Below are 26,246 nucleotides of genomic sequence, written 5' to 3' on the forward strand. Positions count from 1 at the left end.
GCCGGCGTCATAGCGGCTTGCGCCCTCCAGTCCAAGCCCAGGCTTGAACGGTTCCAGTGTCAGGCAGCCTTCGCGGCGGTCTCCGCCAGGATCGCATAGATGGCGGCCGGGTCATGGGCACGCCGGACCTGCTCCAGCACCGCCTGATTGCGCAGAACGCGCGCGACGCGGGCAAGCGCCTTCAGATGATCAGCCCCCGCCCCTTCCGGCGCGATCAGCACGAAAATGATATCGACGGGCTGGCCGTCCAGCGCCTCGAAATCAATCGGCTTCTCGGCGCGGGCGAACAGCCCGACGAGCCGGTCGATTCCCGGCATGCGCCCGTGGGGGATCGCGATGCCGTCGCCAATTCCGGTCGAGCCAAGGCGTTCTCGCTGCAGCAAGGCCTCGAAAAGCTCGCGCTCAGGCAGTCCAGTGAGCACGGAGGCGTGCTGGGACAGTTCCTGCAGCGCCTGCTTCTTGCCATTGGCCCGCAGCGGGGAGACCACGGCTGCGGGCGACAGAAGATCAGTAAGGGTCATGCGCCAGTCCATGCATGTCCCGTGCCGGATTCTCACCCAGCGCCACGGGTCAGGGGTGATAACCGGGGCTACCGCCTGCCGGGGCTCAAGACAGCGAGGCCGGCGGGTCAATCCAGCCGATGTTGCCATCGCGGCGGCGGTATACGACGTTCATCCGCCCATTGCCAGCATGGCGGAAAATCACGACGGGCGCACCAGTAAGATCAAGCTCGGCAACTGCGTCACTAACGGTCAATTCGTGGAAGGATTTGGTCGATTCCGCCACGATAACAGGGTTATCGCCGCCAGAAACGGTCTCCGCCTCCTCCATTTCATCGTCGGGAGCCGCAATCACATAGCTGGGGATTTCCACCCCGGAGGCACGACCATTCATGGCAGACGAACGATCTTTCAACCGTCGCTTGTACCGACGCAACCGCTTCTCGATGCGCTCCGCCATCTTGTCGAGACTCGCATACGGATCATGCGCCGTAGCGGAGGCTTCGAGAGTGATGCCGGAGGAGAGATGCAAGACCCCGTCCGTCCGGAAGGCGGTGCCATCCTTGTCGACGGTGACATGTCCCTGATATCCGCCTTCGTAATACTTGCTGAGGGCGGCGGCCACGCGCTCCTCGGCTTGGCCACGCAGGGCCTCGCCGACATCGAGATTCTTGCCGGAGATTCGCAAGCTCATGGAGTGCTTCCCCTTCTTGTCGCCATGATCAGTGATCGATCATCTCACTGAGGTAAGGACGGGGAGTCGCCATTGTCAATGAGCGCTGCGGAATAGTCGGCGCCAGCCGATGGTAGCGAAAGGCATCCTCCCCGAATCCCTCGGGCGGGGAAAAAGCCGAGCGGGCTCAGCGGCCTCCCAGCGCCATCGCCACCTTCTCGCGCCGACGCTCCATGGAGGAGGGAATGCGCAGGGACTCGCGGTATTTCGCCACGGTGCGCCGGGCGATATCGATGCCGCCCTCCTTCAGCCGGGCGACGATCGCATCGTCGGACAGCACCTCCGAGGGGGCTTCGTCGTCGATCATCTGCTTGATGCGGAAGCGAACGGCCTCGGCGGAATGCGCCTCGCCATAACCGGTCGCTGCGATCGCCGCCGAGAAGAAATATTTCATCTCGAACACACCGCGCGAACAGATCAGATATTTGTTCGAGGTGACGCGCGAGACTGTCGATTCGTGCATGCCGATAGCATCCGCGACCGTCTTCAGGTTCAGCGGCCGCAGATGCTCGACGCCATGCGCGAAGAAGCCGTCCTGCTGGCGCACGATCTCGCTTGCGACCTTGAGGATCGTGCGGGCGCGCTGCTCGAGGCTACGCGTCAACCAGTTCGCCGTCTGCAGGCATTCGGCGATGAAGGCCTTGTCGAGGTCGTTCCGCGCCGCCCGGGAGACGCGGGCGTGATAGGTCTGGTTGATCAGCACGCGCGGCAGGGTGTCCGGATTGAGATCGACCAGCCAGGAACCGTCCGGTGCCGGCCTGATGAAGACATCCGGAACGACGGTCTCGGCCGCCGAGCCGCCGAAACCCCGTCCCGGCTTGGGGTCAAGCCTGCGGATTTCCGCGACCATGTCGGCGATATCCTCATCGTCGACGCCGCAGATGCGCTTGAGCGCCGAGAAATCACGTTTGGCGACAAGATGGAGGTTGGCGACCAGAGCCTGCATGGCCGGATCGAAGCGGTCGCGCTCCCGCAGCTGGATCGACAGGCATTCGCGAACATCGCGCGCCCCGACACCGGAGGGGTCGAAGCCCTGGATGACGCCAAGCACGCGCTCGACCTTGTCCGCGCTTACACCGAGCCGCTCCGCAATCTCCGGCACCGACTCGCCGAGATAGCCGGAATCATCGACCGCATCGATGAGGTGGCTGCCGATCAGTCGCTCCGCAGGATCGGTCATCGCGAGATCGAGCTGTGCACTGAGGTGATCGCGCAGGGACAGTTCCGAGGTCAGGCTGGACTCGAAGCCTTCCGACCCGTCCTCGAACGAACCACCGGAGCCGCCATAGGCGCCCCCGGTGATCGGCAGGCTGTCGGCCCCCTTCGTGTCGAGGCGGGCGATTGTCGGCTGTTCACCCTGAAAGACGTTGTCGAGCCCGGTGCCGAGCCGACCTTCCATGCCGTCCTGGGTGTTCAGGCTCTCGGCACGCGCAAAACTCTCGGGATCGGCCGCCAACGGGCTATCGCCGCCGTTGAGCTGTATTGGAGCCTCAGACGCGTCGTCGCGCTCAAGCAGCGGATTCCGCTCCAGCTCACCCTCGACAAAGTTCTGAAGTTCGAGATGCGAGAGTTGCAGGAGCTTGATCGCCTGCAGCAGCTGCGGCGTCATCACCAGGGACTGTCCCTGGCGCAGCTCCATGCGCGGCATCATCGCCATTGCGCTCTTGACCTCTCATCCATTTCGGCATGTTTCTTGCCTTCGGAATGGAGCCTAGCCGCGCAACGCGGGCGCGTCAAAGCCTCTGCACGCGCTTTGTGCAGAGAAATTAATGCAGTGCAGCATTCTGCCGAGATTAAGGCAGCGGCATCACGGCCGGCTGGATCAGAGCTTGAAATCCTCGCCGAGATAGACACGGCGGACGTCCGGATTGGCGATGATCTCGGCCGGAGAGCCCTCGGTGAGCACGCGGCCAGAATGGATGATGTAGGCGCGATCGACGAGGCCGAGCGTCTCACGGACATTGTGGTCGGTGATCAGCACGCCGATGCCACGATCCGTCAGCTGACGCACCAGCGCCTGAATGTCTCCGACGGCGATCGGGTCGATGCCGGCGAAGGGCTCGTCGAGCAGGATGAAGGACGGCCGCCCGGCCAAGGCGCGGGCAATCTCGCAACGGCGGCGCTCGCCGCCCGACAACGCGATGGAAGGAGCCTTGCGCAGGCGAGAGATCGTGAACTCTTCCAGAAGCGTATCGAGCTGACGCTCACGGCTCTTGCGGTTCGGCTCCACGACTTCAAGGACGGCCCGGATGTTGTCCTCGACAGTGAGGCCGCGAAAAATCGAGGCTTCCTGCGGCAGGTAGCCAATTCCGAGCCTCGCGCGCTGATACATCGGCAAGCCGGTGATATCGTTGCCTTCCAGCGAAATGACCCCGAGATCGGCGGGCACCAGACCAGTGACCATGTAGAAGATCGTGGTCTTGCCGGCGCCGTTTGGACCGAGCAGGCCCACCGCTTCGCCCTGCCGGACGTAGAGACTCGCCTCGCTCACCACCGTGCGGCCGCCATAGCTCTTGCGCAGGCCGCTGACAGCGAGAATGCCCGGTCCGCCGATCGATGCGGCAGATGATGCCGCCGGCTCAGCCTCGCTGTCCCGCGCCTTTGCGCCGAACAGTCCGCGCAAGCGCCCGAACATGCCGGGGCTTTGCTCGCTCCGGGGTGCCGTAGCCTGAGCGGGCAGGGTCGAACTGTCGGATTGCGGCATGGAATGGACTGTCACTGAGAGCAGGGCTCGCTGATCTGAAAGGCAGTCGGCCCGGCATGGGCCGGGCCGGAGCGGCTAGTTGGTCGGCGGGCTCGCCGGGCGAGCGGGGGCCGCGGCGCCGGGCTTGGGCGGAGTGGTCTTGCCAGCGTCCTTGCCGGCCTCGCCGGAATTCGGAACGAAGAAGCCCTGCACGCGCCCCTTGTTGTTCTCGATATTGGCGACGCCGGTCTCCGTGTCATAGACCAGCCGCTCGCCACGGGTGATGTTCGGCCCGTCATTCAGAGCGACATTCCCGGTCATGATGACCTTGTTGTTGGCGCGGTCGAACACCGCCTTGTCCGAGGTCGCAGCCTGCGTCTTCGAGACCACGGTCACCGGACCATCGCACTCGATACGCTTGATGCTGCTATCATTGGATTGCGGCGCGCCCCCCGCTGCGGCTGGCGCCGGCGTTGCAGGACGCGATGCTCCTGGCACGGTCCCAGCGCCCCGCCCCTCGTAAAACACGGTCATGACCGAGCACCGCACCGTGGTCTCGCCCTGAACCGCCACCACATTGCCGGTGAAGACCGCGCGATTTTCCTTGTCGAGCACATCGAGCTTGTCAGCATCGATCTTGATCGGCTCCTTGCTGTCGCCGCCAAGGCCACCAAGAGGCGAATTCGCGCCACCGCGAGCCGGCTTGGCCTTTCCAGCCGCAGGCGTTGTCGCCTGAGCAACCTTGGAGGCATCGGAACGTGGCTGCGGGGCCTGGGCGACCGCCTCGGCGACGCATGAAAGGCTTAGCGCTGCCGCAAGTAGCCATACCGGCTGCCAGCCCTTCGACATCGCAGGATTCACTGATGCAGGTTCGAATGCGGACCGCATATCACTGTCTCGTCCCAGTTGCAGGGGCATTGCCCGGAGAACCACCGTCGACCGCTGCCGGTTCCCGGTTCGGCGCGGCAGGCGCCTTGACCGGTCCTAGCAGTTCCGGAGCCGGCGTGCTGCCTTCCCGTTCAGGCCCGGCGAGGGCGCGAGCCGGTGCATTCTCTATCACGACTCGGACACGGCCGTCGAAGACGATCAGCGCGCCATTGTCCTTCACGTCCAAGGTATCGCCCTCGACGGTGGTCGAACCGAGCAGAACCTTGACCGGCTCCCGCGATACGACGGTCCCCGCCTTGAAATCGATATCGGCGCTGCGCATCCGCATATCATAGCCGGACTCGGTACGGACCTTCACGTCATCGACCAGTTTCAGCTTCTCCTTCTGGGAGTTGAACAGGCCGGTGCGGGCGTTGACCGTGACCCAGCCCTCCTGCTGCATCTGAATCCTGGCCGTCATTGTCGACAGCTCGATTTCGGTTGGATTGCGAATGTCCTGCAGCGCTTCGAGCGCCGTCACCTCATAGGGCCGGTTATCCTTGCGATAGCCCGAGAGGCGCGGCGACTCCATCTTGACCTTGCCGCCCGAAATGCCGACGGAACCGATCGACACGCCGGAGACGCCAGACAATGGATGCAGGAACGGCGTCACGATCAGGCCGAGCACGGCCACGACCGCACCGATGGGGATCGCGCGGCGGAGGAAGCGGACGAGCATGGTGTGCCGCTGCGCTGCCTTGAATGCAGCGCGACGTCGACTCGCACGTTTCGATTCGGGGGCGGTCCAGTCGCCCGTTGTCATCGCCACAGTCATGCCCCGCGCAATGGCAGTCGCTAACGGCCTTTTTGTGTCAGCCGGCGAACGACCTGCGGGCCCCTACGCGCTTCGTTCGCGTGGAGACTGACGCAAGAAGACTTAGAATTTGTCAAGCGTGAGCGAAGATGTCGTTCTCGGCCCAGCCGGCAAGATCGAGCTCCGCGCGGAAGGGAAGGAAACTGAAACAGGCTTCGGCGAGATGCGAGCGCCCCTCGCGCGCCAGCATGGCCTCGAGCTTCTCGCGCAGGGCGTGGAGATGCAGCACGTCCGAAGCCGCATAGGCCAACTGCGCCTCCGACAGCGTATCGGCGCCCCAATCCGAGGATTGCTGCTGCTTCGACAAGTCGATGCCGAGCAGTTCCCTGACCAGGTCCTTCAAGCCGTGCCGGTCGGTATAAGTGCGCACCAGCTTCGAGGCGATCTTGGTGCAGTAGACCGGGCCGGTGGTGACGCCGAAGGCGTTCTTCAGAACGGCAACATCGAACCGCGCGAAATGGAACAGCTTCAGCACGGAAGGGTCCGACAGGAGTCGGATCAGGTTCGCAGGTGCAGGGCCGTCCCGAAGGATCTGGACCACATCGGCAGAGCCATCGCCGCGCGAAAGCTGGACCACGCAGAGCCGGTCGCGATGCGGGTTGAGACCAAGCGTCTCGGTGTCGATCGCAACGACGGAGCCCGGCAGGAAATCATCCGGCAGATCACCGCGATGCAGACGGATGGTCATGACAAGAACCTCACTGGGTCAAAACACGCGGGACAAGGCCCCTGCCGCAGCTAGCGGGCGCCGAGCCCACGTTCAAGCCCTTTCTGCGCGCCGGGACTGCCGCTGGGCCATGGCGTTAACGCATTCTTCACCCTGTGCTTCAGGGCTGAGGGCCGGCGTGAGACAGTCTGCGAAACGGAATCATCGCCTTGCCGCTTCTCCCCCTCCTGACCGGCTTCGAGGGCCGCATCGGACGCGCCGCCTTCTGGTCGGGCACGGCCCTGGTTGCTCTCGCGCTCGTCCTCGCCGACATCGGCAGCGCTCGTCTTGGCGCGGAGCATGGCCCCCAGATCACGGCCTTTGCCGGGGCCTTCGCCCTGTTTCCCTGGTCGGCGCTTGCCGCCAAGCGCGGCCGGGACCGCGGACGGCCGTGGTTTTACGGGCCGACGCTGGTCATCGCGATCGTCCTGTCCGGACTTGGCCCCGGTTATCTCGAAGGAGCAGGGGCCAAAACACTCGGCACTTTCTCCCTGCTGCTCTGGCTCGTTGCGCTGATCGATCTCGGTCTGCTGCCGGGCTGCATTGCGCCCGTGTCCGTTGCAGAGACGGGGGCTGGTGCTAAACCAGCAGAATGAAGCCGCTCCCTCCCCCGCTCCCCTTCGATCCGCTCGATCCCGTGGCCCTGACTCAGGCGCTGGTGCGATGCCCATCCGTGACACCGGCCGAGGGGGGAGCACTCGCCCTGCTCGACTCCGTTCTCAGCACAGCCGGATACTCGGTCGATCGGCCCGTATTCAGCGACCCTGATACGCCGGATGTCGAAAATCTCTATGCCCGGATCGGTACTGAAGGTCCCGTTCTGGTCATAGCCGGCCATACCGATGTCGTTCCCCCGGGCGACCTCGGGCAATGGTCGCGCGACCCGTTCTCCGGCCAGGTCGAAGACGGTGTCCTGCATGGACGCGGTGCCTGCGACATGAAGGGCGGGCTCGCCTCGATGATCTCGGCTGCGCTGCGCTTCCGCCGCGATTATCCGGATGCGCCGGGCTCGATCGCCTTTCTCGTCACGGGGGACGAGGAATCGGTTGCCGTCAACGGCACCGTCAAGCTGCTGGATTGGGCGAAGGCGCGCGGCGAACGCTTTGACCATTGCCTGCTCGGCGAGCCGACCAACCCGGCAACCATGAGCGACATGATCAAGATCGGCCGCCGCGGCTCGCTGACCGGCCGGCTGGTGGTTCACGGCAAGCAAGGCCATGTCGGCTATCCGCATCTCGCAGACAATCCGATCCGCGGCATGGTGCGCCTGCTGGCAGCGCTCGATGCGACGCCACTCGATACCGGCACGGCCTATTTCGATCCGAGCAATCTCGAGGTGACCACTCTGGATGTCGGCAATCCCGCGACGAATGTCGTTCCAGGCCAGGCAAAGGCTGTCTTCAACATCCGGTTTAACGATATCTGGACGCCAGAGAGCCTCGCCGCCGAACTCGACCGGCGGCTGCGGGACGCTGCCGGCAACCAGGTGCGCTACGAGCTCGAAGTCCAGCCGACGAATGCGGTCGCTTTCCTGACCGAGCCGGGGCCGTTCGTTGCCCTGGTCGCCGATGCGGTGGAAGCCGAGACCGGCAAACGCCCGGCACTCTCGACGACGGGCGGCACCTCAGATGCCCGCTTCATCAAGAGCCATTGCCCGGTCGTCGAGTTCGGCGTGGTCGGCCAGACGATGCACCAGATCGACGAACGCGTCGCGGTCTCTGACCTGCTCTGCCTGGAACGGATCACGCACCGCCTGCTCGAAAGCTACTTTGCTGCAACGCAACACGGCGCTTGACCCCAAGCCGGATACGCCGTTTACTGCATTAGACGAAAGTCTAATGCCACGTATCCGGAGTACCCGGCCATGGCTCTTGCTGCCGATGACGTGCTGCGCTCGCTACGCGGTTCATGGCGCCTGATGACCGACGGCGCCGAGGCGCTGAAGGAACTCGATCTCAGCCGCGACGGGTTCTGGCGTTCCTTTGCCGCGCTCGTGCTCACCTTGCCAGCGCTGGTCGCGATCCTGGCGGCCGAACGGCAGATTGCCGGGCTGTCGAATGCCGGGAACATGTTCGATTCCCCCGCCCTCATTGCCCGGGTGCTGGGCGCCCAGTGCCTGGCGGTCATCGCAGTACCGGCGCTGCTGATCGGACTCGCCCCGAACCTGGCCCATTCGCCGCGACTGACCAGTTTCGTCATCGCCTGGAACTGGGCCGGCATCGTCTCGGCCAGCCTGATGGCGGTACCCGCCACTGTCTTTGCAATCGGCTGGTCGACCCCCGCCATCGCGACGCTGCAGGCGATCGCTTTCGCGGTGATCGTGCTGCGCCTTCGCTATTGCGTGGCGCGTGCCGCCTTCGGCGCGCAAAGCCACGTCGCGCCGGCCATCCTGCTGGCGAGCGTGATCGCCGACTACTCGATCATCCACACCTTCGGCCTGGCGGGCTTCTGAGCCCGGCTCAGTAATCGACGCCGGCGAGATAGAGCCCGCACGAAGGAGCAAGCGCCGCACATTGCGAACGGTCGCGCGCGGCCAGCACCTTGCCGACCTTGTTTTCAGGCCAGCGCCCCGCCCCCACCATCTTCAGACAGCCGACCATCGAGCGGACCTGATGATGCAGGAAGGAGCGGGCATGGGCGTAGATCACGATCTCCGAACCCTCGCGCGTCACATCGAGCCGGTCGAGCGTCCGAACAGGCCCGTTCGCCTGACATTCGGCGGCCCGAAATGTCGTGAAATCGTGGTGGCCGACGAGCGCCTTCGCAGCATGGTCCATGGCTTCATGATCAAGCCTGAAGGGGACATGCCAGAGTCGGTCCCGATCGAGCGCCGGCGGTGCGCGCCGGTCGAGCATGCGGTAGATGTAATAGCGGCGCCTGGCCGAGATGCGCGCATCAAATTCGTCGGACACCGCCTCGGCGCTCAGGACCGCGACCGGAAGATGCTTCAGGCGGGCATTGCTCGCATCACGCACGACATCGGTGCGCCACTCCTTGTCCAGGTCGACATGGGCGACCTGATGCGTCGCATGGACGCCGGCATCGGTGCGCCCGGCGCAGTGCAGGCGGACGGCATGACCACAAAAGGCCTCGACCGCTTCCTCGACGCTCTGCTGAACGGACGGGCCGTTGAGCTGACGCTGCCAGCCCGAGAACGGCGTTCCATCATACTCGATGACGAGCTTGTACCGGGGCATCAGATCATGATGCCGAAAACTGGGAATTGGACTTTTGGCGACATCATCGGGCGCCCTAGATCCGATGGCCGGGATCGAGGCGCGCCCCACGCAGGAATTCGCTCCCGCTCATGGGCGCTCGGCCGGCGCGCTGAACCTGAAGCAGCCTGACAGCCCCCTCGGCGCAGGCGATCGTGCCCTCACCATCCAGCAGCGTGCCCGGCTCGGCAGCGCCGCCAGCCAGTGTCGTACGCAGGATCTTGAGCCTCTCCGGCCCCTTTCCGAGATCGACCTCGGCAAAGGCGCCTGGAAAGGGCGAGAGCCCGCGCACGAGGTCATGGACCTGCTGCGCTGGCCGCGCCCAGTCCAGCTTCGCCTCGGCATTGGCGATCTTGGCAGCGTAGGTCACCCCCTCAACGGGTTGCGGGGTGAATTGCAGCCCGCCACGCCCGAGCGCGGCCAGGGCGCGCACCATCAAGTCGGCGCCGAGCGAAGCCAGCCGATCATGCAGTTCGCCGGCCGTCATATCGGGACCGATCGCAAGTTTCTCGACCATGCCGACCGGGCCGGTATCCAGCCCCGCCTCCATCTTCATGACGCAGATGCCGCTCTCGGCATCGCCCGCCATGATGGCCCGCTGGATCGGGGCAGCGCCGCGCCAGCGCGGGAGAAGCGACGCGTGCAGGTTGAGGCAGCCCAGGTCCGGCAGATCAAGGATCGCCTGCGGCAGGATCATGCCATAGGCGACGACCACCGCGACGTCGGCCTGGTGCGAGGCGATCACCTCGGCAGCTTCGTCGGTCTTCAACGTCTTCGGCGTGAACACCGGGATGCCGAAGCGCTCGGCGGCGCGATGCACCGGGGACGGCTTCAGATCGAGACCACGACCGGCCTGCGCCGGGGCGCGGGTGTAGCAACTCACAACCTCGTGGCCCTGGCCGATGATCTCGGTCAGGGTCGGCACGGCGAAATCCGGCGTGCCCATGAAGATGACGCGCAAACTCATGCGAACAGCGCCGCTTTCTGATCGATAAGGATCATTCAGGCCGCGCTGTCGCGACGCGCCGCCTTGGCGAAGCGCTTGGTGACACGCTCGCGCTTCAGCCGCGACAGGTGATCGATGAAGAGCACGCCATTGAGATGGTCGATCTCGTGCTGCAGGCAGGTGGCGAGCAGGCCGTCCGCCTCGATCTCCTGCACCTTGCTGTCGAGATCGAGATAGCGAACCTTCACCCGCGCCGGACGCTCGACCTCCTCGTAATATTCGGGGATCGAAAGGCAGCCTTCCTCATGGATGTTCAGCTCCTTGGAAGACCAGGTGATCTCCGGATTGATGAAGGTCATCGGCGCCTTCTCCTCCTCCGGCTTGGCGAGATCGATCGTCAGCAGACGCAGCGGCACGCCGATCTGGATCGCGGCCAGGCCGATGCCGGGCGCGTCATACATGGTCTCGAGCATGTCGGCGGCGAGCGCCTTGATCTCGGGCGTGACGGCCTCGACAGGTTTCGAGACCTGGCGCAGAACTGAATCGGGCAGGATGACGAGAGGGCGAATGGCCATAGGGCGCTCGAACCGGTTTTTCTTGCTGACGCCGCGGACATAAGCACTTGTTGGCGGGTGGTCAAACCGTTCCGCTTTCGTTCGGCATGTGCACGCGAATCGGCTACTCTGCGGTCATGAACGGAATTGCCTTCACACTGCTCGAGCGGCCGGTCACCTGGAGCGAGGCCGCGCTTGCCTTCGCCGGTAGCAGCCTGTTTCTGCTTGTGCTCGTCGCGCTGTCGCTCTGGCGCAGTTCACGCGGGCGGGCGATCGAAGCCGTCGTCGCCGCCGAACGCGCCCGCGAGATGGACGACAAGGTCGCCGAGATGAACCGCATGCAGGCCGAGCTGACGGGCCGGATGCAGACGATGGCCGAGATTCTCTCGACGCGGCAGGCCGACCTCGCCCGCCTTGTTGCCGAGCGGATGGACGGTCTGCGCCAGCAGGTCGGCTCCGGGCTCGAGCAGAACGTCAGGCAGACCACGGAGAGTCTCGGCAAGCTGCAGGAACGGCTTGCGGTCATCGACGCCGCCCAGAAGAACCTGACCGACCTGACCAGCGAAGTGGTAACCCTCAAGGACGTGCTCTCCAACAAGCAGGCACGTGGCGCCTATGGCCAGGGCCGGATGGAGGCGATCATCCGCGACGGGCTGCCGGCCGCCTTCTTCTCCTTCCAGCCGACGCTCTCGAACCGCAACCGGCCGGACTGCCTCGTCACCCTGCCGGGAGACGGGCGTGGCCTCGTCATCGACGCCAAGTTCCCGCTGGAGAGCTTCACCATGCTGCGCGAGGCGCGTGGCGACGAGGCGAAGAAGGCAGCAGGCGTGCGCGTGCGCAGCGATGTCGGCCAGCACGTCAAGGATATCGCCGAGCGCTATTTCGTGCCCGGCGAAACGCAGGACATGGCCCTGCTCTTCGTGCCGTCCGAATCGATCTATGCCGACCTGCACGAGCATTTCGACGACGTGATCCAGAAGGCCCATCGCGCCCGCATCACGGTCGTGTCGCCATCCCTGCTCGCCCTGGCGATCCAGCTGATGCAGTCGCTCATTCGCGATGCCCGCATGCGCGAGGAGGCTCGCGTCATCCAGACCGAGGTCGGCAGGCTGCTGACCGATGTCCGCCGGCTCGGCGAACGGGCCGAAAAGCTCGACCAGCATTTCCGCCAGGCGCAGGAGGATGTCGCCGGCATCCGCACCTCGGCCGGCAAGATCACCAGCCGCGGAGACAAGATCGGCGCGCTCGAATTCGATGAACCGGCGAAGAGCGAGCCGACGCTGCCCTTCGCCAAGGGGCTGGAGCTGAAGGCTGCCGAGTGATCAGCCGCGGTTGAGCACGGCCGAAAGCTCCGGCTTGACGTTCAGCGTCTGGAAGACGACGCAGTAGCGCTCGGTCAGCTTGAGCAGAGTGTCGAGCTTGTCCTGTGGGGCGTCGCTCTCGACGTCGAAGGACAGGCGGATCGCCTTGAAGCCGACGGGCGCATCCTTGACGACGCCGAGCGTGCCTCGGAAATCGAGATCGCCCTCGGCCCTGACAGTTCCCTTCTTCAGTTCGATTTCAAGGGCGGTCGCGACCGCCTTCAGCGTCACGCCGGCGCAGGCGACCAGCGCCTCGAGCAGCATGTCGCCGGAGCAGAGCTCGGCACCGGTTCCGCCGGTCGCCGGGTGCAGCCCGGCCAGGGCGATCGCGCGGCCGGTCTCGACCTTGCAGGCGATATGCTGGTCGTCGAGTTCTCCACGGGCCTTCAGCGTGATTACCGCAGCGTCAGGCGCCTCGCGGTATTTGTCCTTGAGCGGAGCCTGGAGGGCGCGAAGCGCGGTGACGTCCATGGTTCTCAACCTTCTTCAGACGAGCGGCGATGTGCTGCCGTGATAAGCTTGTCGCCGACGCGGGGCCAGTCCCAACCCGGCATCGGCGTCTCGCGCCTCACCACCACATGCCTGCGGTCTCGGCGGCCTTGTGCTGATGCGGCTCTCCGTCCGTGAGGGAACGATCGAGAGTGCGCAGGACCTCGCGCTTGCTCGCCTCGAAGGCTGGAGAGAGCCTGTCGCGCGGACGGGCGAGAGGATTGTCGAATTCATCGAAGATGCGGCCAGGGTTCGGCTGCATGACGATGATGCGATCGGCCAATGTCACCGCCTCCTCGACATCGTGAGTGACCATGACGACAGTCGGCCGACTTTCCTCCCAGAGCGCCAGCAGATGGCCGTGCAGGCTTGCCCGCGTCGTAGCGTCGAGCGCCGAGAAGGGCTCGTCCATCAGAAGCAGCTTTGGCCGTGTCACCAGGGCGCGCGCAATGGCGACGCGCTGCTGCTGCCCGCCCGACAGTTCGCGCGGCCAGCGCTTCTCGTAGCCGGCGAGCCCAACACGCACGAGCGCATTCGCGACCAGTCCCTCGCGTGCGAAGGGCGTCAGATGCGACAGGCCGAAGGAGACATTCTCGGAGACACTGAGCCAGGGGAAGAGGCGTGGCTCCTGAAAGATCACGCCAACATCGGCGCGTGGCGCCAGGATCGCCTCGCCGTCGAGGCTGACGCGGCCGGCGCTTGGTTGGTCCAGCCCGGCGACGAGCCGCAGCAAGGTGGTCTTGCCGCAGCCGGAGCCGCCGACAAGCGCGAGGATCTCGCCGGCGGCCACGGTGGCGGTGACGGCAGACAGTGCCTGTGTGCCGTCGGCATAGGTTTTGGAGAGGCTGTCGAAGCTCAGCATCAAGGATGCCTTTCAGAGCTTGTCGCGACCCAGATCCTGCCAGGCGAGGAAGGGCCGCGTGATGGCGAGAAGCAGGCCATCCGCCAGTTTGCCGAGCACGGCGAAGGCGATGATGGCCGCGATGATGGTGTCGGGACGGCCAAGCTGCTGGCCGTCCACGAGCAGATAACCAAGGCCCTCGCTCGCTCCCATGATCTCGGCCGCAACCACGAACATGAAACCAAGGCCGAGGCCCGAGCGCAGAGCGGTGAACCAGGCGGGCAGAATCGCCGGCAGCAGCACCCGCCGCACCATGGCGAAGCGGCCGAGCCGGAAGACGCGCCCAACCTCGATGATCTTGCGGTCGGTCGAGAGGATCGCCGCCGCCACGCCGAGATAGACGGGAAAGAACACGCCGACGGCGATCAGCGCGACCTTCGATGCTTCGAAAATGCCAAACCAGAGGATGAAGAGCGGCACCCAGGCAATTGAGGGGATCGCTCGCAGAGCCTGCAAGGTCGGATCGAGCACGCTGCGCGCCAGAGGCAGGGCGCCCGTCAGCGCGCCGAGCAGCGTGCCGACAGCCGCTCCCAGCCCGAAGCCGGCGGCAACACGCCAGAGCGTGGCCGATGCATGGGTCAGGAGCTCGCCCGAGACGGCGAGTTGCCAGAGTGTCTTGCCGACCACGCTCGGTGGCGGCATCAGACGGCCGTTGGCCAAGCCGGCACCAACCAGGAACTCCCAGAGAGCAGCCAGAAGAAGCGGCAGCAGCAGGCCAGCCAAACCGAGGCTGCGGGGTTTCCGGAGGACATCCGGTTGCACCCTACCCTCGGCAGCCGTATCGAGTCCCAGCGTGCTCATCGTTCCGGCTTGCGTCTGCTCGTCCGGACTCAGTTGCTGGCGGCAGCGAAGCGACGATCGAGCAGGTTGTCGACGACCGCCTTGATGTCGGTCGTCGCCGGCAGGACGCCTGCTTCCTTGAGTGCGAGGCCAGCAGCAAGGATGGTGTCGGCCTGGGCCTGCCCGATCGCGGAATGGGTCAGTTCGGTGCGGGTAAGCTGGCGCTCGATGACCGCGTCGGAGAGCTTGGTATAGTCGACGAGCACCTTCTTCAGCTCAGCCCGGTTGGCCAGCGCATAGGCGCGGGCCTCCTCGTAGGCGGCCAGCACCTTACGGACCAGTGCCGGATGCTCATTGGCGAAGGCCTCGCGGACATTCAGGATGCCCCAGGTGTTGTCCTCGGCCTTCCGGTGGAACAGCTTTGCACCGCTCTCGATCTCGGCGGCAGCCATCAGGGGGTCGAGCCCGGCCCAGGCATCGACATCGCCGCGCTCAAGCGCGAGGCGACCATCGGCATGCTGAAGCAGCACGAGCTTGACGTCCTTCTCGGTCAGCTTGGCCTCGGCGAGTGCCCGCACCAGGAAGATATGCGGATCGGTGCCGCGGGTGACGGCGACGCGCTTGCCCTTGAGATCGGCAACCCTCGTGATCTCGCTCTTGGCCCCTGTGACCAGCGCGGTCCATTCAGGCCGCGAATAGACATAGATCGACTTGATGGGGTTGCCATTGATCTTGCCGATCAAGGCGGCCGCGCCGGCCGTCGAACCGAAATCGATCGAGCCGGCGTTGAGGAATTCGAGCGCCTTGTTCGATCCGGCGGATTGCACCCAGCGCACCGTGATGCCCTCGGGAGCGAGTGCCTTCTCCAGCGTGCCACGCTCCTTCAGCACCAGGCTGACGGGGTTGTAGGTGGCGTAATCGATACGGATTTCTTTCGGCGCCTGGGCATTGGCGCTGAGTGCGCCCAGGCCTGCACCGGCCGCGGCAAGCCCGGCGAGCACAAGACGGCGGCTGACTGCCTTGATGACGTTCATTGTCGATCCCCATTTCGGTGACGCGAAGGGATCGGGAGAGGTCGAGCCTGTCCTACCCCACGCTTTAGCTGCACTTGTTTCGCGCCCGCAAGCTGGTGGCTCAAATCGGCGCGTGTCCTCTTTCTAGGTCCGATCGTTCTGTTTGTCAAACAAACTCGGGCGGTCTGTTAAATGATATATTGCACATTTTATTACGTGTAATTTCTGGTTTCTGGGAATCCCGTCACCATGTTACGAGCGGCTTGGTTGGAAGCCGTCCTGCGCGATATCCGAAGGTCATGCCGTCCGTGTCGATCAGCGCCGATGCCCCTTACTTTGCCCTCGCGGACGTGCTGGCGAACCCTGCCGCAGCCGTTGCCCGGCTGGCCGGCAAGATGCGCAAGGCATCGGCCGCCGATCTGCGGCAGGAACTGGTCGCCTGCCTGCGCCATACACTCGAGGAAGGCCACGCGTCCGCCAAGGAAATCCTGAGCGCGGAGCGCAATGGCCTCGCCTGTGCCCAGCGCCTGTCCGCGATGATGGACGGCATCGTCGGCTGCCTGCATGTGGCGGCGAGCGAGCACTTCTACCCTGCCGTAAACCCGTCCTCCTCCGAGCGGATCGCGGTCGTCGCCGTCGGCGGCTATGGCCGCGGTACACTGGCGCCCGGATCGGATGTCGACCTGCTCTTCCTGTTCCCGCACAAGCAGACGGCCTGGGGCGAGAGCGTGGTCGAGGCAATGCTCTATCCGCTCTGGGACCTGAAGCTGAAGGTCGGCCATTCCGTGCGCTCGGTCGACGACTGCATCCGCGAAGCGCGTGCCGACATGACGATCCGCACCGCCTTGCTCGAAGCCCGCTTCCTCACCGGAGACCGGGCGCTCTTCGACGAGATGGTGCAGCGCTTCGACGGCGAAGTGGTCGAGGGCTCGGCCCCCGCCTTCACCGAGGCCAAGCTCGCCGAACGCGAAGCGCGCGTGCGCCGCGCCGGATCATCGCGCTATCTCGTCGAGCCCAACGTCAAGGACGGCAAAGGCGGCTTGCGCGACCTCAACACATTGTTCTGGATCGCCAAATACGCCTACCGCGTCCATGACGCCGATGAACTGGTCACGGCCGGGCTGTTCGACCGCAAGGAACTGCTGATGTTCCAGCGCTCGGAGGAGTTCCTCTGGCGGGTGCGCTGCTGGATGCATTTCATCACAGGTCGGGCCGAGGAACGCCTCTCCTTCGATCTGCAGCGGCAGGTGGCGACGGCGATCGGCTATGCCGGTCGCAGCGGCCAGGCCCCGGTCGAGCGCTTCATGAAGGCCTATTTCCTGGTCGCGAAGGATGTCGGGGACCTGACCGCGATCGTCTGCGCTGCCCTGGAAGCGCGCCAGCAGAAGCCGCGGGCGAGCCTGTCGAGCCTGCTCGGCACCTTCACCAAGCGGCGGCAGGTGCGCGCGCTCGGCCACCCCGATTTCACGCTGAAAAGCCAGCGGCTCAACGTCGTTGACGGCGACGCCTTCAAGCGCGACCCCATCAACCTGCTCAGGCTCTATGAAATCGCCAGCCGGAACGACATTGCCATTCATCCCGATGCAAGCCGGCTGGTGACGCAGTCGCTCAAGCTGGTTACGTCGCATTTGCGCAACGATCGCGAGGCGAACCGGATCTTTCTCGACATCCTGACGTCACGGCGCTCGCCGGAAGCCGTGCTGCGCCGCATGAACGAATCCGGGCTGCTCGGCCGTTTCGTGCCCGAATTCGGGCGCGTCGTCGCGATGATGCAGTTCAATATGTATCACCACTACACCGTCGACGAGCATCTGATCCGGTCGATCGGCGTTCTCTCCGAAATCGAGGCCGGCGCGCTCGAAGCCGAGCATCCGCTCTCGAACTCTATCTTCCCGACCATCACCAATCGTCGCGCGCTCTATGTCGCGCTGTTTCTGCACGATATCGCCAAGGGCAAGCCGGAAGATCATTCGGAAGCCGGGAGCCGGATCGCGCGCAAGCTTTGTCCACGCTTCGGGCTCAGCGAGGCCCAGACCGAGACCGTCGCCTGGCTGGTCCAGCACCATCTCGACATGTCGACCGTCGCCCAGAGCCGCGACCTCGGCGACCCCAAGACGATCGAGAGCTTCGCGGCCACGGTGCAGACCCTCGAAAGGCTGAAGCTCCTCCTCATCCTGACGGTTGCCGATATCAAAGCGGTCGGGCCCGGTGTCTGGAACGGCTGGAAGGGCCAACTCCTGCGGACGCTCTACTACGAGACCGAAATCGTCCTGGCCGGCGGTCATTCCGGCATCGAGCGACGCGCGCGCGTCGAGCAGAAACAGGATGCGCTGAGGGCGGCGCTGGCCGACTGGAACGAGGAGGAACGCGAGGCCTATCTCGCGCGTCATTACCCGGCCTACTGGATCAAGGTCGACCTGCCGCGTCAGGAGAAGCAGGCGCGCTTCCTGCGCGGGGCCGAAGCGGAAGGACGCACCACGGCAACCCTGGTCGAGACCGACCAGTTCCGCGGCATCACGGAGCTGACCATTCTGGCGCCCGACCATCCGCGCCTGCTCGCCATCGTCACCGGCGCCTGCGCCGCGGCCGGCGGCAACATCGTCGATGCCCAGATCTTCACGACCACCGACGGCCTCGTGCTCGACACGATCTTCATCTCGCGCGCTTTCGAGCGCGATGACGACGAGCTGCGCCGGGCCGGCCGCATTGCCGCCGCGATCGAACGGGCGCTGAAGGGCGAGATCAAGATCGCCGATCTGGTGGCGCAGCGCCGCGCGCCGCCGCCGCGCGGCGCCACCTTCCAGGTCGCGCCGGAGGTGATCATCGACAACGTGCTCTCGACCCGGCACACTGTTCTGGAGGTTTCCGGCCTCGACCGCCCGGGCCTGCTCTACGATCTCACCACCGCGATCGGGAAGCTCAACCTCAATATTGCCTCGGCCCATATCGCCACGTTCGGCGAGAAGGCCGTCGACGTTTTCTACGTGACCGACCTGACCAACGCCAAGATCACGGGCACGGCGCGGCAGCTCAGCATCCGCAAGGCACTGCTGGAGGTTTTCGCCTTTGACCACGAGAAGGCGCAGGGCGGAAAGACGCGCGTGCCCGCCCGCGCTTGATTTCGCCGACCACAAGGCCGATATCGGCCTCGAACGCTGTCGCGCTCCCGAGTGACGACCAGCCCCATGATTTGAATTGGATGAGGCGATGACGCGGAACCCTGCGACCGACGAACCGAACCCGGACATGGCCGCCCAGATGGCCGCCCAAGAGGCAAACGAGCCGGCCCCACTCGAGTCCGGGCTCGAAGCCCAGCTCGGGCAGGTCGAGGCCGAGCGCAACGACCTCAAGGACAAGCTGCTACGCACCCTGGCCGACATGGAGAACCTGCGTCGGCGCACCGAGCGAGAGATTGCCGACGCCAAGGCCTATGCGGTGACGAGCTTTGCGCGAGACCTGCTCGGTTCGGCCGACAATCTACGCCGCGCGCTCGAGAGCCTGCCGGAGACCGCTCGCACCGAGGGCGAAGCGGCTCTGAAGGCGCTGGTCGAAGGTGTCGAGCTCACCGAACGCGAACTGCTGAAGACCCTGGAACGCCACGGCGTGCGCCGCATCGATCCCCATGGCGAGAAGTTCGACCCACATCTGCACCAGGCCATGTTCGAGGCGCCCGACGCCGGCATCGCCAAGGGCCTTGTCTCGAAAGTCGTGCAGACCGGCTACAAGATCGGCGAGCGCGTGCTCCGGCCGGCCTTGGTCGGCGTCTCCGCCGGCGCTCCGAAGGCGCCTTCGGCCGAGGCCGGCGGCGACACCAATACAGGCCACTGAACCGTGCTGGAGGCTGCCGGCGTTGCCGTCTTCGCATTGACGGGAGCGTTGGTCGCGGTCCGCAAGGGGATGGATCCCTTCGGGTTCATCCTGCTTGCGACCGTTACCGGCGTCGGCGGCGGCACCTTGCGCGATCTCGTGCTCGACCGCGGCGTCGGCTGGGTGCAGGCGCCGTCGGACGTGATCGTCTGCACCATCGTCGCGCTTGCCGCCTGGGCAACCGCCTATTTTCGCCCCGGCATGCTTGATGGCTGGATGGGCAAGCGCATGCTCGTCTGGGCCGATGCCGCGGGGCTTGCCCTCTTCGCGGTCGTCGGCACGCAGAAGGCGCTGATGGCCGGCGTCCCGGTCCTCTCGGCGGTGGCGCTGGGAGCCGTGACCGCCTCTTTCGGCGGCATCCTGCGCGACATCCTCGCCGGCGACAGGCCGATGGTGCTGTGGAGCCGGGATTTCTACGTTACGGCGGCAGCGACCGGCGCAACCATGACGGCGATCCTCTCCGGTCTCGGCGTCAGCCCGCTCCTGGTGATGCTGGGGGGCATAGCAGCCGGATTTGGCTTGCGCGCCGGCTCGATCCTGCTCGGCTGGTCGTTTCCGAGCCTGCCCGGCTCAGGCTCTGCCTGATCAGCCGCCGGGCTTCGTCACACGCCGCAAGGTCAGATTGATCCGCCCCCCCTGCGGCAGCAGGGCTGACGAGCCCGCCAGAATCCTGTCGATGCCGTGATAGGCGAGGCGTGCCTCGCCACCGAAGAGCAATGCATCGCCCGAGGCAAGTTTCAGCGAGAGGGTCTTGCCGCCGCGTTCCGTGCCGCCGATCCTGAAGACCGCCGTGTCGCCGAGCGATAGCGACAGTACCGGCGCATCGAACTCCAGCTCGTCACGATCCTGGTGCAGGCCCATCTTCGCGCTCGCCTCGTAGAAATTGACCAGGCAGGCCTCGGGAGGGTGCGGGTAGCCGGCAAGCGCACGCCAGGCGTCGAGCAGCACGGCCGGCATCGGCGGCCAGGGCGCGCCTGTCTCGGGATGCTCGGGCTGGTAGCGATAGCCGGCCAGATCCGACACCCATCCCAGCGAGCCGCAATTGGTCATTCGCACGGAGAACGGCTTGCCCGTCTTCGGCATTCGCGGTGAGAAGAATGGCGCCTGCCGGGCAACTTCGCGCAGTTCGGCCAGTAGCGCCGCCTGCGCCTGGGGTGAAAGATAGCCCGGCCAATGAAACACGCCGGGAGCCACGGCAAGCCTGGTCACGAGCGCGCCGTCACAGCGTATCAAGGCCGAGGACGTCAGCCATCGAGTAGAGGCCGGGCTTGCGCGCCCTGCCCCAGAGCGCCGCCTTGACCGCGCCTTGCGCGAACAGGCCACGGTCCTCGGCGACATGCGCCAGTTCCAGCCGCTCGCCCGCACCAGCGAAGATGACCTTGTGGTCGCCCACGACGGTGCCGCCGCGCAGCGCAGCAAACCCGATCGCGCCCGGCGGGCGGACGCCGGTATGGCCATCGCGCGAGGCGATGCGGGTCTCAGCGAGCGAGACGTCCCGTCCCTGTGCCGCGGCCTCGCCGAGCAGCACCGCCGTGCCCGATGGCGCATCGACCTTCATCCGGTGATGCATCTCAACGATCTCGATATCCCAGTCCGTACCCAGCGTGGCAGAAACCTTGCGGACCAGGGCTGCCAGCAGGTTCACGCCGAGGCTCATATTGCCGGAGCGGATGATCGCAGCATGGCGTGCAGCCGCCTCGAGCCTGGCGAGATGGACCGGCCCCATGCCCGTGGTTCCCACGACATGGACGATGCGTGCCTGCGCGGCGAGGGCCGCAAAAGCGACCGTGGCCTCAGGTGCCGTGAAATCCAGCACCCCCTCGGCTTCGACGAAGGCCGGCAGCGCATCGTCGGTCACCGGCACGCCCAGTGCCGGCAAGCCCGCCAGAATGCCGGCATCCTGCCCCAGCGCTGCGGAGCCGGAACGCTCGATCGCGGCCGAAACGGTGCAGCCCTCGGCCTCGGTGATCGCCTTGATCAGCATTCGCCCCATGCGCCCGGCGGCGCCGACAACGACGAGACGCATGTCGCTCATGAGGGGAAGCTCCTGACCAGTCGGGGATGGTGACGCAGCGGCTATAGAGCATCGCCGCATCCCGCGAAACCACTCTGCCTACGTACCGCAGCAGAGGCGCTCCCCGGAAGATGGACAAGGCCGGCCTGCACGGCGCCGAAACGAAAAACGGCCGGGGAAGCTCCCCGGCCGTCGATCCTTGCTATGATGCCTGTCGCGTCAGGCAGCCTGCTGGATGCCCGAGAGCTTCCAGTCACCGCCGCGCGAGCGCACGAAGGTCCAGTGTTCCGTGACCTCCTGCGGGACGGTCGCGTTGCCCTCGACGATGCGACCGGTGGCGCGCTCGGTCAGCGCGTTGATCAGACTGAAGCGCATCGCAACGGTTGCGTACTCGAAATCGTCCTCGCGCCAGGCTTCCGAGAGATCGCCCTGCAGCAGCTTGACGTCGGAAACCCGGTCAACCAGGCCCTTGGCGGCGTTCTCGGCAATGTCATCAGCGAAATAGCCGGCCATCTCGGGCGTCAGCTTCTCGCGGAGGACCTGCTGGTTCTCATTCGAATAGGCCGTGTTCACTTCGCCGAGCAGCCGCTCGAAGCTGCTGAAATCCTCGCCTGCGAGCGTGATCTCGACCGGCTTGGACGCCGCGCGCGGCGCGCCGCCACCGAGGCCGCCCATCGCAGACATGCGCGGACTCGGCTGAGGCTGGGAAGCCTCACGCGACATCGGTCCGCCAGCGGTGGCGAGCTGCGGCTCGGACCGGCGACGGAAGAAGCGCATCGCAAGGAAGATCAGGCCGCCAATCAGCGCGATCTGCAGCAGGAACCCGAAGATGCCGGCCAGCGAAGCCAGCCCGCTGAAGAAGCCCGAACCCGAAAGCATGCCGAACAGGCCCGCGCCGAGCAGGCCGGCGCCGACACCCATCATCAGGTTACGTGCCATGGACGGACGCGCCGCCTGTGCGGCAGCACCCGCCGCGCCAGCGGCCGGACCTGCCATAGACGGAGACGGCGCCGGAGCAGCGCTACGCTGGAAAGGCTGCGCGCCCGTCGGCGCTGTGTTCGTCGGGGCCGGAGCCGAATTGGTACGCGTGCCGCGGCTGCCGAAACCCTTGCCGCCGCCAGGACGAGCCTCGGCCAGCACGGGAACGAGCAAAAGCGCACCAGCGACCACGGCGACGACCCGGCCACGCCGAGCAAGTGAAATCAGTGACATGGTTCCTCCCGGAGCCCCCTTTGGGCTCGCTGCCGGGAAATATGGCGCGCGCCCTGCCCTTGCGCAAGGTCGGGGTGGCCAAGCGCGTGAGCCAAAATAATAATCAATGTTTCATGTGAGGCCCGGAGCCGTGCTAAACTGGCTCATTCGCCCAATCGCCCGTGCGCGGGCCGGCGAAGGAGTGTGCCATGATCCGGATGTCACGGAGGCCGCGCCAGAAAGCATCGCACGCGCTGCGCTGCCTCGCCCTTGCCACGCTGCTCACACTTGCCCCGTTCGCAGCATCGAGAGCGGGGGAAGCAGCTGTAGCTCTTGACCCACCACGCCTCGCGCAGGCGCCCGAGCCGCTCTGCTTCTGCTGGAGCGACGGTCGGAAGATTGCGGAAGGGCTGACCGCCTGCATCAAGACGACGCAGGGGCGGCGGCTCGCCGAATGCGGCCGGGTCATCAACATGATGTCCTGGCGGGTCACGGATAACCCCTGCCCGGAAAGCTGATCGGCCCATTCCGGCAAAAGAAAAACGCCGCCGAACCCTTGTTCGACGGCGTCTTTTTCAAACGCTCTTGTGGTCCATTCGACTTAAGACTGACGGCAGTCAGAACGCACCCAACACGATGGCGATCATGAACACAAAGGCCGCGCCCATCGCCAACCGGTCGAGACTCAGCGTGAGGCTCATCGCATCCTCCTTTGTCATTGACCTGTCACCGAAGCTAGCAGAACTGACGATGGCCGCAAGGGGGCTGCGCCGTGACGGCAGCGTGGCAGAACCTATTGTATCCCTAACAGTTCATTAAAGCATTGATTTGATTTGTGGACAAAGAAGATCATCTCCTTGAGGCAACAAGTCTTTCCAAGGCCTTCGCCACAGCAATGACGCGCTCATCCGCGCCGAAACGACCGATGATCTGAACCCCCACCGGCAATCCGCGAGGCCCCGTCGTCACTGGAATCGTCAGGCATGGCGTGCCGAGCAATGTCCACAATCGGTTGAAGCGGGAATCGCCGGTCGAGCCCAGCGTATCCGGCGCTTCGCCCGGCGCGGCATAGCTCAAGACGACGTCGACCCCGGCGAAGAGGTCACGGCAGGCATCACGCCCGCGGCGCGATAACGCACGGGCTTCGTCGTACTGCATCGGCGAAACGGCTCCCGCCGCATCGAGATAGGCCGAGAGCTTGGGCGGAATCACGCCGCGATGGTTGCGATACTCCCAGGAGAGCGCCTGCGCGGCCTCGAAATCCTGCAGCGGGCCATGGGCGTGGAAGGCTTCAACCAGAGCCTGCGGCGTCGCGAGTTCGACCACGGTCGCTCCCGCCTTCGCGACAAGAGCGAGCGCCGCGGCCAGCGCGGCCTCGGAACCCGCCTCCGGCTCGCCGGCAAAGGGCTGGCGCGTCACGCCGATCCTCAAGCCCGCCAACCTCGCCGTGTCAGCGTCCAGCTCAGGCCGCCCCGTCAGGGCTGCGAGTGCAAAACCCAGATCGTCGGCGCTCGCTGCCATCAGCCCGGCGGTGTCGAGCGACCAGGAGAAGGGCTTGATGCCGACGGTCGGCAGCAACGCATAGGACGGCTTGATACCTGCAACACCGCAATAGGACGAGGGGCGAATGACAGAGCCACCGGTCTGCGTGCCGATCGCCAAAGGAATCATACCGGCCGCGACCGCCGCCGCCGAACCTGCCGACGACCCTCCCGGGCTCGCGGTAAGATCGTGTGGATTGCGCGTCGGCGCCGGGTCGAGGAAGGCAAAGGCGGTGGTGTGGGTCTTGCCCGCGATTGTCGCCCCGGCGGCCTTGAGCGCCATCACGATCGGCGCGTCGGCACGCGGTTGCCAGCCATCATAGATCGGTGAGCCCATGCCGGTCGGCAGGTCGGCGGTGTCGATGATGTCCTTGACGCCACATGCGACCCCGGCGAGCGGGCCGGAGCCGGGCTGCAGCCGTTCGGACCGACTGGCGAAGGCGCGAATGTCCGGCTCCCTGGCAGCGATGCGCGTGGCGCAATCGGCCAGCGCGGCAGACGCGCTCACGGCGCCGCTGGAAACCTGATGGGCAATGGCGCGAACGGACAGCATGCGAGATCCTCGAAGGGCTGGCTTGGGTTGGATCGTCGGATCGATGATCCAATCACCTGTGTCTGCATCGGCTTTCCCGAAAGCCGCATTCCACTTTTAGGGGCCGATGCTTAGAGCAGATGCTGGCACGATTTCAGCGCGCTGCGATACCGCCGGACATCCCCCTTGGCGCATGGCGTCGATGCGCCGGATCACCTTAGGTCGGGCAGGACTGGCCCGCTAACCACTCGTTAACCGCCGCTCCAAAGTTAATCCGCCTGTGGCGTACAGGGCTCACTGGGTTGAGAAACCGTTCACCAAACGGGTCGCATTTGATCGGTCATGCGACGCGTTCATCTCGCCCTCTTCGCGCTCGGCGTCATCGGCGCCACTGGCCTTGCCGGCTGCGGCAAGTTCCAGAAAGCACAGCGCGCCGCCTGGCGGGACCAGGCGGAAGCCGCCTGCATGGCCTCCCGTCAGGTCCCGCTCTCGTCCTATGTCAGCCTGCGCGAGAAGCCGATCGACGGGCCGGGCACCTGCGGCATGACCAGGCCGCTCCGTGTCTCCGCCTTCTCGGGTGGTTCGGTTCACCTCACCAGCAATGCCACGCTCGGGTGCCCCATCGTCGCCACCACCGACAAGTGGCTGGCCGAAGTGGTGCAGCCAGCGGCGCAGAACGTCCTCGGCGCCCAGGTGATCGAGCTCAGGGCAGGCTCCTATTCCTGTCGTGCGATGAACAACGGCACCGGCACCAGCCGCACATCCGAGCATGCCTTCGGCAATGCCGTCGACGTATTCTCCTTCCGGCTGAATGACGGGCGCAACATCACCGTCAAGGACGGCTGGCACGGCTCGCCCGAAGAGCAGGCCTTCCTGCGCGAAGTTTTCGTCGGCGCCTGCCAGCAGTTTTCGACCGTGCTCGGGCCGGGTGCGGACATGTTCCATTACGATCACTTCCACATCGATCTGGCGCGCCACGCCAAGGGCCGGCAGATCTGCAAGCCGGTGATCAAGTACACCCCGAACTACAACCTGCCGCCGCCGGACCCGGCACGCACCTACACGACCGCGCAGAAGTCCATGCGCGACAACCTTCCGCCCATGGTGGCAGGTGGCTCAGGCAGCATGTTGCGGCAGCCCAGCGACGGCTTGCGCCCCCCCGGTGCGGTCTACAGTGGCTATCCCGTCGCAAACCATCAGGGCGGCCAGAGCCTCGATGCGCAGCGACGCTACCTCGACGCGCAGCCGCTCAACCCGCCGCGCTACCGACCGGAAACGCCACCGAGCGCTGCCCAAGGCCCGCTGATGCTGCCAGGCTCGGTCCCCCCGACCGAAGAGTTGATCGTCGGTGATGACGAGGGCAACGGCGTCTTGGACATGCAGGGCGAGGAGCAGGCACAGCCTCAGATCTCGCCAGGCAACGATCCCTTTGCCTATGGCCGGGCGCCGACCGGCAGCGGCCGGCGCTACTGAGAGCAG

The 26,246-nt window shown here is 65.6% G+C and carries 27 protein-coding genes; 9 read left to right on the forward strand and 18 right to left on the reverse strand.

The features are described from left to right. Nucleotides 1-59: 59 nt before the first annotated feature. From ptsN to BIWAKO_RS05830, 7 genes are all read right to left on the reverse strand, one after another. Nucleotides 60-521 (reverse strand): PTS IIA-like nitrogen regulatory protein PtsN, encoded by a 462-nt coding sequence (gene ptsN / locus BIWAKO_RS05800; RefSeq protein ID WP_069882210.1) that lies wholly within the window; start codon nt 519-521, stop codon nt 60-62. Between the two features lie 85 nt (nt 522-606). Continuing rightward, the gene (gene hpf / locus BIWAKO_RS05805; protein ID WP_069877728.1) at nt 607-1,194 is read right to left on the reverse strand and encodes a ribosome hibernation-promoting factor, HPF/YfiA family; all 588 of its coding nucleotides are present in this window, start codon (nt 1,192-1,194) and stop codon (nt 607-609) included. Between the two features lie 166 nt (nt 1,195-1,360). Then, nucleotides 1,361-2,890, reverse strand: coding sequence for an RNA polymerase factor sigma-54 (gene rpoN, locus BIWAKO_RS05810; protein ID WP_069877729.1), 1,530 nt, complete (start codon nt 2,888-2,890; stop codon nt 1,361-1,363). A gap of 165 nt (nt 2,891-3,055) precedes the next feature. Further along, nucleotides 3,056-3,868 (reverse strand): LPS export ABC transporter ATP-binding protein, encoded by an 813-nt coding sequence (gene lptB, locus BIWAKO_RS05815; protein WP_069877730.1) that lies wholly within the window; start codon nt 3,866-3,868, stop codon nt 3,056-3,058. A 144-nt stretch (nt 3,869-4,012) separates the two neighbouring features. Beyond that, nucleotides 4,013-4,765 (reverse strand): LptA/OstA family protein, encoded by a 753-nt coding sequence (locus tag BIWAKO_RS05820; protein WP_074471653.1) that lies wholly within the window; start codon nt 4,763-4,765, stop codon nt 4,013-4,015. Nucleotides 4,766-4,805: 40 nt separating this feature from the next. Further along, nucleotides 4,806-5,522 (reverse strand): LPS export ABC transporter periplasmic protein LptC, encoded by a 717-nt coding sequence (gene lptC / locus BIWAKO_RS05825; RefSeq protein WP_069877731.1) that lies wholly within the window; start codon nt 5,520-5,522, stop codon nt 4,806-4,808. 208 nt (nt 5,523-5,730) lie between these two features. Next, nucleotides 5,731-6,345, reverse strand: coding sequence for a ribonuclease D (locus BIWAKO_RS05830; RefSeq protein WP_069877732.1), 615 nt, complete (start codon nt 6,343-6,345; stop codon nt 5,731-5,733). 188 nt (nt 6,346-6,533) lie between these two features. Here BIWAKO_RS05830 and BIWAKO_RS05835 point away from each other — a divergent pair, with 188 nt between their 5' ends. From BIWAKO_RS05835 to BIWAKO_RS05845, 3 genes are all read left to right on the forward strand, one after another. Next, nucleotides 6,534-6,959, forward strand: coding sequence for a DUF805 domain-containing protein (locus BIWAKO_RS05835; protein ID WP_069877733.1), 426 nt, complete (start codon nt 6,534-6,536; stop codon nt 6,957-6,959). Further along, on the forward strand, nt 6,956-8,158 hold the full coding sequence (gene dapE / locus BIWAKO_RS05840) for a succinyl-diaminopimelate desuccinylase (RefSeq protein ID WP_069877734.1): 1,203 nt from the start codon (nt 6,956-6,958) through the stop codon (nt 8,156-8,158). Before BIWAKO_RS05835 ends, dapE begins: the two co-directional genes overlap by 4 nt. Before the next feature lie 69 nt (nt 8,159-8,227). Beyond that, nucleotides 8,228-8,815, forward strand: coding sequence for a hypothetical protein (locus tag BIWAKO_RS05845; protein ID WP_069877735.1), 588 nt, complete (start codon nt 8,228-8,230; stop codon nt 8,813-8,815). 7 nt (nt 8,816-8,822) lie between these two features. On the opposite strand, the gene truA is transcribed toward BIWAKO_RS05845, so the two are convergent. From truA to BIWAKO_RS05860, 3 genes are read right to left on the reverse strand one after another with little or no spacing between them, the layout of a single operon-like run. Beyond that, complete coding sequence (gene truA / locus BIWAKO_RS05850) at nt 8,823-9,560, reverse strand: tRNA pseudouridine(38-40) synthase TruA (RefSeq protein ID WP_069877736.1); 738 nt, start codon at nt 9,558-9,560, stop codon at nt 8,823-8,825. A gap of 55 nt (nt 9,561-9,615) precedes the next feature. After that, nucleotides 9,616-10,545, reverse strand: a complete 930-nt coding sequence (fmt, locus tag BIWAKO_RS05855; protein WP_069877737.1) for a methionyl-tRNA formyltransferase — start codon at nt 10,543-10,545, stop codon at nt 9,616-9,618. A gap of 35 nt (nt 10,546-10,580) precedes the next feature. After that, nucleotides 10,581-11,099 carry a peptide deformylase gene (locus BIWAKO_RS05860; RefSeq protein ID WP_069877738.1) on the reverse strand — a complete coding sequence of 173 codons (519 nt, stop codon included), beginning with the start codon at nt 11,097-11,099 and terminating at the stop codon, nt 10,581-10,583. Nucleotides 11,100-11,215: 116 nt separating this feature from the next. Between BIWAKO_RS05860 and BIWAKO_RS05865 the strand changes: the two genes are divergently transcribed. Further along, on the forward strand, nt 11,216-12,400 hold the full coding sequence (locus BIWAKO_RS05865) for a DNA recombination protein RmuC (RefSeq protein ID WP_069882211.1): 1,185 nt from the start codon (nt 11,216-11,218) through the stop codon (nt 12,398-12,400). Here BIWAKO_RS05865 and BIWAKO_RS05870 read toward each other — a convergent pair whose 3' ends face one another. From BIWAKO_RS05870 to BIWAKO_RS05885, 4 genes are all read right to left on the reverse strand, one after another. Beyond that, nucleotides 12,401-12,910, reverse strand: a complete 510-nt coding sequence (locus BIWAKO_RS05870) for an OsmC family protein (RefSeq protein WP_069877739.1) — start codon at nt 12,908-12,910, stop codon at nt 12,401-12,403. A 97-nt stretch (nt 12,911-13,007) separates the two neighbouring features. Beyond that, entirely contained in the window at nt 13,008-13,790 is a 783-nt protein-coding gene (locus BIWAKO_RS05875; RefSeq protein ID WP_069877740.1) for an ABC transporter ATP-binding protein, read from the reverse strand. A gap of 12 nt (nt 13,791-13,802) precedes the next feature. Continuing rightward, complete coding sequence (locus BIWAKO_RS05880; protein WP_084651178.1) at nt 13,803-14,630, reverse strand: ABC transporter permease; 828 nt, start codon at nt 14,628-14,630, stop codon at nt 13,803-13,805. A gap of 29 nt (nt 14,631-14,659) precedes the next feature. Beyond that, nucleotides 14,660-15,634: an aliphatic sulfonate ABC transporter substrate-binding protein gene (locus BIWAKO_RS05885; RefSeq protein WP_244523621.1), complete on the reverse strand. Its 975-nt coding sequence runs from the start codon at nt 15,632-15,634 to the stop codon at nt 14,660-14,662. A 287-nt stretch (nt 15,635-15,921) separates the two neighbouring features. Here BIWAKO_RS05885 and BIWAKO_RS05890 point away from each other — a divergent pair, with 287 nt between their 5' ends. The 3 genes from BIWAKO_RS05890 (at nt 15,922) to BIWAKO_RS05900 (ending at nt 20,074) form a co-directional block, all read left to right on the forward strand. Then, a complete protein-coding gene (locus BIWAKO_RS05890; protein ID WP_069877742.1) occupies nt 15,922-18,741 on the forward strand; it encodes a [protein-PII] uridylyltransferase in 2,820 nt (939 codons plus the stop codon). An 88-nt stretch (nt 18,742-18,829) separates the two neighbouring features. Next, on the forward strand, nt 18,830-19,450 hold the full coding sequence (gene grpE, locus BIWAKO_RS05895; RefSeq protein ID WP_069882213.1) for a nucleotide exchange factor GrpE: 621 nt from the start codon (nt 18,830-18,832) through the stop codon (nt 19,448-19,450). A gap of 3 nt (nt 19,451-19,453) precedes the next feature. Next, nucleotides 19,454-20,074: a trimeric intracellular cation channel family protein gene (locus BIWAKO_RS05900; RefSeq protein WP_069877743.1), complete on the forward strand. Its 621-nt coding sequence runs from the start codon at nt 19,454-19,456 to the stop codon at nt 20,072-20,074. Here BIWAKO_RS05900 and BIWAKO_RS05905 read toward each other — a convergent pair whose 3' ends face one another. The 3 genes from BIWAKO_RS05905 to BIWAKO_RS05915 form a co-directional block, all read right to left on the reverse strand. Then, the gene (locus tag BIWAKO_RS05905; protein WP_069877744.1) at nt 20,075-20,698 is read right to left on the reverse strand and encodes an alpha-ketoglutarate-dependent dioxygenase AlkB family protein; all 624 of its coding nucleotides are present in this window, start codon (nt 20,696-20,698) and stop codon (nt 20,075-20,077) included. A 10-nt stretch (nt 20,699-20,708) separates the two neighbouring features. Beyond that, nucleotides 20,709-21,515, reverse strand: coding sequence for a 4-hydroxy-tetrahydrodipicolinate reductase (gene dapB, locus BIWAKO_RS05910; protein ID WP_069882214.1), 807 nt, complete (start codon nt 21,513-21,515; stop codon nt 20,709-20,711). A gap of 207 nt (nt 21,516-21,722) precedes the next feature. Then, nucleotides 21,723-22,715, reverse strand: coding sequence for a Tim44 domain-containing protein (locus BIWAKO_RS05915; protein WP_069877745.1), 993 nt, complete (start codon nt 22,713-22,715; stop codon nt 21,723-21,725). A gap of 188 nt (nt 22,716-22,903) precedes the next feature. Between BIWAKO_RS05915 and BIWAKO_RS36505 the strand changes: the two genes are divergently transcribed. Next, nucleotides 22,904-23,212, forward strand: coding sequence for a hypothetical protein (locus tag BIWAKO_RS36505; RefSeq protein ID WP_069877746.1), 309 nt, complete (start codon nt 22,904-22,906; stop codon nt 23,210-23,212). Between the two features lie 331 nt (nt 23,213-23,543). Here BIWAKO_RS36505 and BIWAKO_RS05925 read toward each other — a convergent pair whose 3' ends face one another. Then, nucleotides 23,544-24,788 carry an amidase gene (locus tag BIWAKO_RS05925; RefSeq protein ID WP_069877747.1) on the reverse strand — a complete coding sequence of 415 codons (1,245 nt, stop codon included), beginning with the start codon at nt 24,786-24,788 and terminating at the stop codon, nt 23,544-23,546. 321 nt (nt 24,789-25,109) lie between these two features. Here BIWAKO_RS05925 and BIWAKO_RS05930 point away from each other — a divergent pair, with 321 nt between their 5' ends. Next, the gene (locus BIWAKO_RS05930; protein WP_069877748.1) at nt 25,110-26,240 is read left to right on the forward strand and encodes an extensin-like domain-containing protein; all 1,131 of its coding nucleotides are present in this window, start codon (nt 25,110-25,112) and stop codon (nt 26,238-26,240) included. Nucleotides 26,241-26,246 lie beyond the last annotated feature (6 nt).

Origin of the sequence: Bosea sp. BIWAKO-01 (assembly GCF_001748145.1) — a bacterium.
In the GTDB taxonomy this organism is placed as follows: Bacteria; Pseudomonadota; Alphaproteobacteria; order Rhizobiales; family Beijerinckiaceae; genus Allobosea.

Coding starts and splice junctions, on each gene's coding strand:
- ptsN (WP_069882210.1), bottom strand. CDS start 521: ATGACCCTTACTGATCTTCTGTCGCCCGCAGCCGTGGTCTCCCCGCTG.
- hpf (WP_069877728.1), bottom strand. CDS start 1,194: ATGAGCTTGCGAATCTCCGGCAAGAATCTCGATGTCGGCGAGGCCCTG.
- rpoN (WP_069877729.1), bottom strand. CDS start 2,890: ATGGCGATGATGCCGCGCATGGAGCTGCGCCAGGGACAGTCCCTGGTG.
- lptB (WP_069877730.1), bottom strand. CDS start 3,868: ATGTTCGGGCGCTTGCGCGGACTGTTCGGCGCAAAGGCGCGGGACAGC.
- BIWAKO_RS05820 (WP_074471653.1), bottom strand. CDS start 4,765: ATGTCGAAGGGCTGGCAGCCGGTATGGCTACTTGCGGCAGCGCTAAGC.
- lptC (WP_069877731.1), bottom strand. CDS start 5,522: ATGCTCGTCCGCTTCCTCCGCCGCGCGATCCCCATCGGTGCGGTCGTG.
- BIWAKO_RS05830 (WP_069877732.1), bottom strand. CDS start 6,345: ATGACCATCCGTCTGCATCGCGGTGATCTGCCGGATGATTTCCTGCCG.
- dapE (WP_069877734.1), top strand. CDS start 6,956: ATGAAGCCGCTCCCTCCCCCGCTCCCCTTCGATCCGCTCGATCCCGTG.
- BIWAKO_RS05845 (WP_069877735.1), top strand. CDS start 8,228: ATGGCTCTTGCTGCCGATGACGTGCTGCGCTCGCTACGCGGTTCATGG.
- truA (WP_069877736.1), bottom strand. CDS start 9,560: ATGCCCCGGTACAAGCTCGTCATCGAGTATGATGGAACGCCGTTCTCG.
- fmt (WP_069877737.1), bottom strand. CDS start 10,545: ATGAGTTTGCGCGTCATCTTCATGGGCACGCCGGATTTCGCCGTGCCG.
- BIWAKO_RS05860 (WP_069877738.1), bottom strand. CDS start 11,099: ATGGCCATTCGCCCTCTCGTCATCCTGCCCGATTCAGTTCTGCGCCAG.
- BIWAKO_RS05865 (WP_069882211.1), top strand. CDS start 11,216: ATGAACGGAATTGCCTTCACACTGCTCGAGCGGCCGGTCACCTGGAGC.
- BIWAKO_RS05870 (WP_069877739.1), bottom strand. CDS start 12,910: ATGGACGTCACCGCGCTTCGCGCCCTCCAGGCTCCGCTCAAGGACAAA.
- BIWAKO_RS05875 (WP_069877740.1), bottom strand. CDS start 13,790: ATGCTGAGCTTCGACAGCCTCTCCAAAACCTATGCCGACGGCACACAG.
- BIWAKO_RS05880 (WP_084651178.1), bottom strand. CDS start 14,630: ATGAGCACGCTGGGACTCGATACGGCTGCCGAGGGTAGGGTGCAACCG.
- BIWAKO_RS05890 (WP_069877742.1), top strand. CDS start 15,922: ATGCCGTCCGTGTCGATCAGCGCCGATGCCCCTTACTTTGCCCTCGCG.
- grpE (WP_069882213.1), top strand. CDS start 18,830: ATGACGCGGAACCCTGCGACCGACGAACCGAACCCGGACATGGCCGCC.
- dapB (WP_069882214.1), bottom strand. CDS start 21,515: ATGCGTCTCGTCGTTGTCGGCGCCGCCGGGCGCATGGGGCGAATGCTG.
- BIWAKO_RS05915 (WP_069877745.1), bottom strand. CDS start 22,715: ATGTCACTGATTTCACTTGCTCGGCGTGGCCGGGTCGTCGCCGTGGTC.
- BIWAKO_RS36505 (WP_069877746.1), top strand. CDS start 22,904: ATGATCCGGATGTCACGGAGGCCGCGCCAGAAAGCATCGCACGCGCTG.
- BIWAKO_RS05925 (WP_069877747.1), bottom strand. CDS start 24,788: ATGCTGTCCGTTCGCGCCATTGCCCATCAGGTTTCCAGCGGCGCCGTG.
- BIWAKO_RS05930 (WP_069877748.1), top strand. CDS start 25,110: ATGCGACGCGTTCATCTCGCCCTCTTCGCGCTCGGCGTCATCGGCGCC.